Annotated in this window: 7 protein-coding genes and 1 pseudogene; 1 reads left to right on the top strand and 7 read right to left on the bottom strand. The window is 38.8% G+C overall.

The genetic code is table 11. From position 1 onward, the window contains the following. Positions 1-129: 129 nt before the first annotated feature. The 6 genes from RYL77_RS08565 to RYL77_RS08540 all read right to left on the bottom strand — a co-directional run bounded on the left by RYL77_RS08565 (position 130) and on the right by RYL77_RS08540 (position 5,942). Positions 130-996, bottom strand: a complete 867-nt coding sequence (locus RYL77_RS08565) for a type II restriction endonuclease (RefSeq protein ID WP_315010970.1) — start codon at positions 994-996, stop codon at positions 130-132. Further along, positions 983-1,753 carry a site-specific DNA-methyltransferase gene (locus RYL77_RS08560; protein WP_315010969.1) on the bottom strand — a complete coding sequence of 257 codons (771 nt, stop codon included), beginning with the start codon at positions 1,751-1,753 and terminating at the stop codon, positions 983-985. The genes RYL77_RS08565 and RYL77_RS08560 overlap by 14 nt, the downstream gene beginning before the upstream one ends. Before the next feature lie 25 nt (positions 1,754-1,778). Beyond that, a complete protein-coding gene (locus RYL77_RS08555) occupies positions 1,779-2,633 on the bottom strand; it encodes a DNA adenine methylase (protein WP_315010968.1) in 855 nt (284 codons plus the stop codon). Between the two features lie 156 nt (positions 2,634-2,789). Next, positions 2,790-3,194, bottom strand: coding sequence for a PaaI family thioesterase (locus RYL77_RS08550; protein WP_315010967.1), 405 nt, complete (start codon positions 3,192-3,194; stop codon positions 2,790-2,792). Between the two features lie 69 nt (positions 3,195-3,263). Next, positions 3,264-4,745 carry a UDP-glucose--hexose-1-phosphate uridylyltransferase gene (locus RYL77_RS08545; protein WP_315010966.1) on the bottom strand — a complete coding sequence of 494 codons (1,482 nt, stop codon included), beginning with the start codon at positions 4,743-4,745 and terminating at the stop codon, positions 3,264-3,266. 18 nt (positions 4,746-4,763) lie between these two features. Continuing rightward, positions 4,764-5,942: a galactokinase gene (locus RYL77_RS08540; RefSeq protein ID WP_315010965.1), complete on the bottom strand. Its 1,179-nt coding sequence runs from the start codon at positions 5,940-5,942 to the stop codon at positions 4,764-4,766. 165 nt (positions 5,943-6,107) lie between these two features. On the opposite strand from RYL77_RS08540, the gene RYL77_RS08535 reads away from it, so the two are divergent. Beyond that, positions 6,108-7,112 (top strand): LacI family DNA-binding transcriptional regulator, encoded by a 1,005-nt coding sequence (locus RYL77_RS08535; RefSeq protein ID WP_315010964.1) that lies wholly within the window; start codon positions 6,108-6,110, stop codon positions 7,110-7,112. A gap of 198 nt (positions 7,113-7,310) precedes the next feature. Here the strand turns inward: RYL77_RS08535 and tnpA are convergent. Beyond that, a pseudogene (gene tnpA / locus RYL77_RS08530) lies at positions 7,311-7,502 on the bottom strand (IS200/IS605 family transposase); the annotation flags it as partial. Positions 7,503-7,543: the final 41 nt, after the last annotated feature.

Below are 7,543 nucleotides of genomic sequence, written 5' to 3'. Positions count from 1 at the left end.
CGCCATTGTCCTCAATGCCGTATTAAATCATAAAAAGAAATAAGAAAAAGAGGTGTAAGCCTCTTTTTTGTTTATCACAAATTGATTATAAATACAATCAATCCCAATTCCCATCTAATCGAATTGGATCTATTTCAAATTCTTTAAAATATTATGTTTCAAATCGTTAATATTATATAAGAATGGCAAAATATCAAATGTTTCTCGTAAATTCTTCTTAGCCTTATACCAACCTTGTCCATCAGTAATCCACATAAACTCAACATTAGGAATAGCTTTAGTTTCTTCAGCAATCAATTTGTAAGATCTAGCCGTCTCATTTAATTTTGAACCACCTCCTGAATAAAAATTAACTTCAATCAGATAAAGTACCTGTTCATTTTTTATGACAAAATCAAAACGTTTTACAGTATTCCCATCATTCGTAATAGCAGATAAATCGACAGAAAAAATTTCCTCTATTTTATTTTGTTCAATCTCTTTAAATAAATTCTCTCCTAAAATATATCCTTCAGCTTCAAGATAGCTTTGGACAATATTTTCCATAATATCCCCAGTCCGATTTTTACGCCCATTAGTATCCATACCAACCTCAACACCTGTAACGTAGTCAACTAAATTTGATACTAAATGATTTTGCAATAAATCAAATATACCTGATTTTTCTAAAAACATAGTATATTCTTCAATACTATAGTTTTGTTTACTAAAATCGAAATAAAAATCTTTTATTGAATCCTTAACAATAATTGTATCTGTCAAACGTTTAGCAATAAGTATAGGTACAACTTTTAAAATTTCTGGATAATTCTGATATAAGTCTAAAAAATCCTCTTGTATATTTTTACTACCTATAAGACTATTCATAATATTTAGAGCAACTTTTATACTAGATACATTTTTATAAATCTTAGGAAAATCTGTATAATAAGTCCAGTCAGCTACTGTGTCGGTCATCGTTGACAACCACTCATCAAAATTTCTAGTTTGTCTCATTTTCTAACTCCAATCTCTTCTTTGCAATTTGCAAATATTCTTTTTCAGCATCGATACCTATAAATCTTCTACCTAATCGCTTCGCAACAACACCCGTAGTGCCACTACCAACAAATGGATCTAGAATATAGTCACCCTCTTTAGTAGAGGCCAAAATTATACGTTCCAATAAATATTCTGGTTTTTGTGTTGGATGCTTGCCAGCCCATTTCTCAGCTTTTTTCGTCAAAGCACCTGTCCAAACATCTTTCATTTGCTTACCATTATTTAGCTCTTTCATCAAATCGTAATTGTAATAATGACGAGCTTTTTTATCATTTTTTCTTGCCCATAAAATAGTTTCAGTAGAATGAGTGAAATAACGACAGGATAAATTAGGTGCAGGGTTTGTTTTCTGCCAAGTAATGTTATTTAGAATTTTAAAACCTTCTTGCTCTAATGCCATTCCAACTGAGTAAATATTATGTAAACTCCCCGAAATCCAAATAGTCCCATTAGGCTTCAAAACTTCTTTTGCTAAACGAATCCATTTACGATTGAATTCGTGCTTTTCCTCAAAGGAAGAAATCTTATCCCAGTCACCTTTATCTACAGATACAACCTGTCCCCCAGAATTTGATATACCACCGTTACTCAAAAAATATGGAGGATCAGCAAAGATCATGTCCATGCTTTCTGGTTTCATTTTCGATAATAACTTAAACGTATCTGCATGAACAAGAATCATTTTATCTTTATTATAGTATGGTTTTGTCATTAAAACACCTCCATACTTATATTCGTTATTTTTCATAATTTGTGACTATAATTTCAAAAATTTTTCCTCGACTCGAAGATTTTGCTCCATTAGTTCGGGTAGCTTCAACGTAATGGATATTAAAATCTCGATACAACTCCTCTACCAAAAAACTAGAGGAGTTTGACAACATAACATAAGCCCCTACATCACTCAATTTCTTAAAGGTATCTCTTAATCTTACTTGATCATCATATGAAAACCCCTCATGAGTGTAGGAAGTAAAGGTACTTGTCTCTGACAATGGAATATACGGGGGATCAAAATATACAAAATCCCCTGGTTGAACATCCAAAACAGCCTTTTCAAAATCTCCTTTTTTAATTTCTATTTGATTATTATTCAGATAAGTTGAAATAGCAGATACCAAATTCTCATCAACAATTTTAGGATTTTTATAACGACCATAAGGTACATTAAACTGATTCTTAGAATTCACACGATATAAACCATTAAAGTCTACTCTCAACATATAGAGAATACGTGCTGCCCTTTGTACTTCAGACATCATATCTATTCTTTCATCACGATCAGCAGAACGTAAATCTAAATAATATTCTTTTGAATTATATTCCTGATGAACTTTCAAAATTTCAATCAATTCTTGAGGATTGTCCTTAATTTGTTGATAGCAATTTATTAGTTCAGCGTTAAAATCATTAATAACTGCATCTTTAGGAGCTAAATCAAAAAATAAAGCTCCACCTCCAACAAAAGGTTCGAAATACCTGTTATAGGTTTTAGGCATTAATTCTCTAATAACAGGCAATAATTGTCTTTTACCACCTGTCCATTTCGTGAACGGTTGTAAAGTAACTTCCTTTATTTCTTTTATCTTCATGTTTTTAATTATACCATAGAAATTAAAACACAACTCTTGTATTTTCTACCACATTACTAAATTTTCTATTTTAGAATTAAATCATATCAATATCAAAAAATGAGTAAGGCAAATTTTATAAATTCCAAAATTCACCTCACTCTATTAAATTACTCTTTATATCCTTACCTGTCTATCTTCTGATCGCTGACCTGTAACAAACATGGTAAAGGTTGCTTTGCAGACATTTCTACCCCCTTGATTGGTAATATCCACATCCACCACACAGGTTGTGCGACCTTGATGGACACATTCTCCTTTTATTGTCAATACATCGTCGAGTTTTCCTGCTTTGAGGTAGTTGATAGAGGATTGTAGTGTCACTCCATCAAGCCCCAGAGATATGACCACCAAACCACTGATCTGGTCGCAAAGGGTAAAGAGATAGCCACCATGGGCATTGCCATAGTAGTTGAGCGACGAGTCCACTACTTTAGTCGTCACCACAACGTGACCATCTCTCATTTGTTCAATTTCGTAATTTTCAAAGGCAGATATAGCGTCAAAATGAAAATCTTTCATCGTTTCCTCCTGATATTTCAAACGACACTATGATACTACTTTTTATAGGACTGTGCAAGGAGAAAGCTCCTAGTCTGGCAAAATTCCGACCTGCTCTACAAAGCGCATAAAGGCTACTTGTCCTTGTTCCGTTTGCTTATAGACTCCTGCATCCTCCAAAACACGCGCAAAGATAGCACCTACAGAGTCCTTGACGATTTCAAGGGCTTTTTCTTTATCCGCTAGTTCTGGATGGTAGGCTTTGAGCTTGTCTGCCCATTCCTGATGATAAGAGGCAACTGTATCCCCATCTCCCACGAGATAGCTGGCGACTTGTTCTACTTCTGCTTTCAGACGTGGTGGCAAGATTGCCAAGCCCATGACCTCAATCAAGCCGATATTTTCCTTCTTGATATGTTGGACATCCTTGTGGGGATGATAGATGCCATCAGGATGCTCTGGCGATGTCTGATTGTCTCGCAAGACCAAGTCCAACTCAAACTGTCCATCGCGTTTACGGGCAATGGGTGTAATGGTATGGTGTGGTGTTCCATTACTTTCTGCCAAGACTTGCACCCTTGGATCTGAATACTGGCGCCATTCCTGCAAAATCTTGTCAGCCAAGTTGATCAAATCCTCTTTGGAATCCGACGTCAAACGCAACACTGACATGGGCCACTTGACAATCCCAGCCTTGATCTGCTCAAAACCAGTAAAAGAGAAAGTCTTTTGCAAGGGAGCCAATTCCATAGGAAATACGTGACGGCCTCCCTGATAATGATCATGAGTTAGAATAGAGCCCCCCACAATCGGCAAGTCGGCATTAGAGCCTGCAAAATATCCTGGAAACTGCTCTACGATAGCCAACAGACGTTCAAAACTCTGACGACTAATGGCCATGGGACGATGCTGGCCATCTAAGAAGATACAGTGCTCATTAAAGTAAGCATAGGGCGAATACTGGAAGCCCCATTCCTGACCAGCCATTTCAAAACGGATAATACGGTGGTTGCTGCGAGCTGGATGGTTAACCCGACCATGGTAGCCCTCATTCTCTAGACAAAGCTGACACTGAGGATAATTACTAGCTTGCACCAACTTGGCTGCCGCAATCTCCTTTGGATCCTTTTCAGGCTTAGAGAGATTGATGGTAATTTCAAGCTCTCCGTAGTCAGATGGAACACGGTAAGCAATATTTTTAGCAATGGCCTTGAGTTTGATGTAGTCATTCTTCTGACTGAGTTGGTAGAAATCCTCTATCGCATGCTCAGGAGAGTGGGCATAGGTTTCCCAGAAGTCACGATTGACCTGACTTGGACAAGGGGTCACCAAATCCATCAGTTCAGCACCAAGTATTTCACGCGCAGTCTGACTATCCTCAATCGTCTCTAATCGAACGGCTTCCTCAACCAACTGGTCCTTGAGGTCAATCAATTTGTCCAGATTGGTCTCAACTTCCAAAACACCATCTCCCACTCGTGCCAAAATACGATTAGTCAGGTAGATTCGATCCATTTCTTCAAATGAACTTTCAGAAATGATATGCGTTACAAATTTATCTACTAAGGTCACTATAGAGCCTCCTTTTGACTAGTCAAGGATGCGAGTGCCACCTGCAACTTCAGCGATATAGAAACTTGGAGCGTATCCAACTACTTCCTCGTAGTGTTTGCCTACAGCTTCCTTAAAGGCCTCAACAGTATCTTTTTGCACCAAGGCAATAGCACAGCCACCAAAACCTGCTCCTGTCATACGAGCACCAAGAACACCTTCTTGTGCCCAAGCTGTGTGGACAAGTGTATCCAATTCCAAACCAGTTACTTCATAATCATGCTCAAGAGAAACGTGTGACGCATTCATCAAACGACCAAATGTTTCCAAATCTCCTGCTTGAAGGGCTACTTGAGCTTTGAGGGTACGTTGGTTTTCAAGCACAGCATGACGAGCACGTTTCAAACGATTTTCATCTTTAATTAGGTAGCTATATTCATCAAAGGCCCATTCGTCCAATTCACCCAAGGTCTGGATGTCTAAGGCAGCTTGCAACTCTTCCACTGCTTTTTCACACTCAGCACGACGTTCATTGTATTTAGAGTCGGCCAATTCACGGCGTTTGTTAGTGTTCATGATAACAACGACATTGTCCTTCAAATCAAGTGGCACCAAGTCGTATTCTAAAGTGTTGGTATCTAGGTAAATAGCACGTTGGTCTGCCCCCATACCGATAGCAAACTGGTCCATGATACCAGAGTTGACTCCGATAAAGTTGTTTTCTGTTTGTTTTCCGATTTTAACCAAATCGAGACGCTCTAGTTTTAAATCAAATAGATACTCTGCCACGACTCCTGTCAAGAGTTCCAAGGATGCAGAAGAAGACAAGCCAGCACCATTTGGGATATTCCCATAAACATAAAAATCAAAACCTTTATCAATCACGTGCCCAGCTTCTTGCAAGAAATGAAGAACCCCTTTTGGATAGTTAGTCCAGCTGTGCTCTTTTTCAAACTTGAGGTCAGCGAAAGGCACTTCGATAATGCCCTTGTCCTCAAAGTTAGCTGAGTAGAAACGTAAAACTTGGTCGTCACGCTTACGGGCTGCACCGTAAGTTCCCAAGGAAATAGCAGCTGGAAAAACGTGCCCACCGTTGTAGTCTGTGTGTTCACCAATCAAGTTGATACGGCCTGGTGAAAAGAAAGTTTGGTCTGCTTCTTGACCAAAAACAGCAAGAAAGTCTTTACGAAGTGCTTCTGCAGTAAGATGTTGTGTCATATGATTTCTCCTTTGAAGATCTCGTTAAGTTCCCTTAACGTGTAATCGTTTTCTTCTATTGTATCCAAGGGATTTCCCGAGGTCAATCCTTTTTACTCAAATTTTACTAAAGCATAAGTAAAAAGAAGAAAAATATGATATACTAACCTAAATCAAGGAGGATTTATGGCTACCTTAAAAGACATTGCTCAACTAGCCTCTGTCTCTATTGCGACCGTGTCCCGTGTTCTCAATCGTGATCAGAGCCTATCCGTTACTGAAGAAACTAGACATCGTATTTTGACCGTGGCTGAAGAGCTGGGTTATACCAAGCATCTTAAGACTGGAGAAGGTCATAAACTTAAGCAAAAGATTGCCATTATCCAGTGGGTTAGTGAACAAGGAGAGCTCGATGATCTCTACTACTACCAGATTCGTCTGGGTATTGAAAAAAGAGCCCAAGAACTGGATTACGATATCTTGCGCTATTTTAATGACCATCCTTTTACACTGAGCGAGGAAGTCATCGGGATTCTCTGCATCGGTAAATTTAGCCGAGCACAGATTACTGCTTTTGAGGAATACCAAAAACCACTGGTCTTTTTAGATAGCGACACTCTTTCCCTCGGACATACTTGTATTATCACGGACTTCTATACAGCTGTGAAGCAAGTTATAGACCATTTCCTAAGCCAAGGAATGGACCGTATTGGAATCTTGACAGCTCTCGAAGAAACAACCGACCAAGTAGAAATCATCCAAGACAAGCGCCTCGACAACTTCAGAGACTATACTCAGTCTAAAGGTATCTATCATGAAGAACTGGTCTTTCAAGGGACTTTCACTGCCCAGTCTGGCTATGACTTGATGAAGGAGGCCATTCAGAACTTAGGAGACCGACTGCCACCAGCATTTTTTGCTGCCAGTGATAGTTTAGCCATCGGTGCTCTCCGTGCCCTCCAAGAAGCTGGAATCAGCCTGCCAGACCGCGTCAGCCTTATTTCTTTTAATGACACTAGCCTGACCAAGCAAGTTTATCCTCCCCTCTCTAGCATTACAGTTTATACTGAAGAAATGGGCTGGGCAGGTATGGATATTCTTAACAAGGAAGTTTTACATGGACGGAAAATTCCAAGCCTGACCATGCTGGGAACCAGATTGACATTGAGAGAAAGTACAAGGAATGATTAAGATATTAGAATCTAGGCAAAAACTAAATTTCAAGATAAAATGAAGTAAATATCCCCACAATCATGACCATCCGTCTAACGGGTGGTTTGTCCCAGGACTATAAGTCCAAATTACCAGCCAGCGCCTAAAGACGCTGGCTTTCACTTTGTTCAACTCTTGACTCGTCACTTGCCTCTTAAAGAGGCTTTAGTATTACTTATGTACATAGTCTGGCATTAAGTGACCCTCGATAATTTCAACTCCTTTATAACTACACAAGCGATGAAATATTTCGCCTAAACTACTTCGATATTGATTATAGATGACTTTTCGTCTATACTTAGGGGTGAACACAATGTGATACTTACAGTGCCACTTTGTGTGCGATAAACTATGTGCCTTTTGTGCCATATTTTTCTCCTTTCGCTTTACAATTGGCTTGAACACCTTTA

The organism is uncultured Streptococcus sp. (assembly GCF_963516515.1).
GTDB lineage: Bacteria > Bacillota > Bacilli > Lactobacillales > Streptococcaceae > Streptococcus.
The sequence above is the reverse complement of the archived record's forward strand: the minus strand, read 5'-3'. Positions and strand labels throughout refer to the sequence as shown.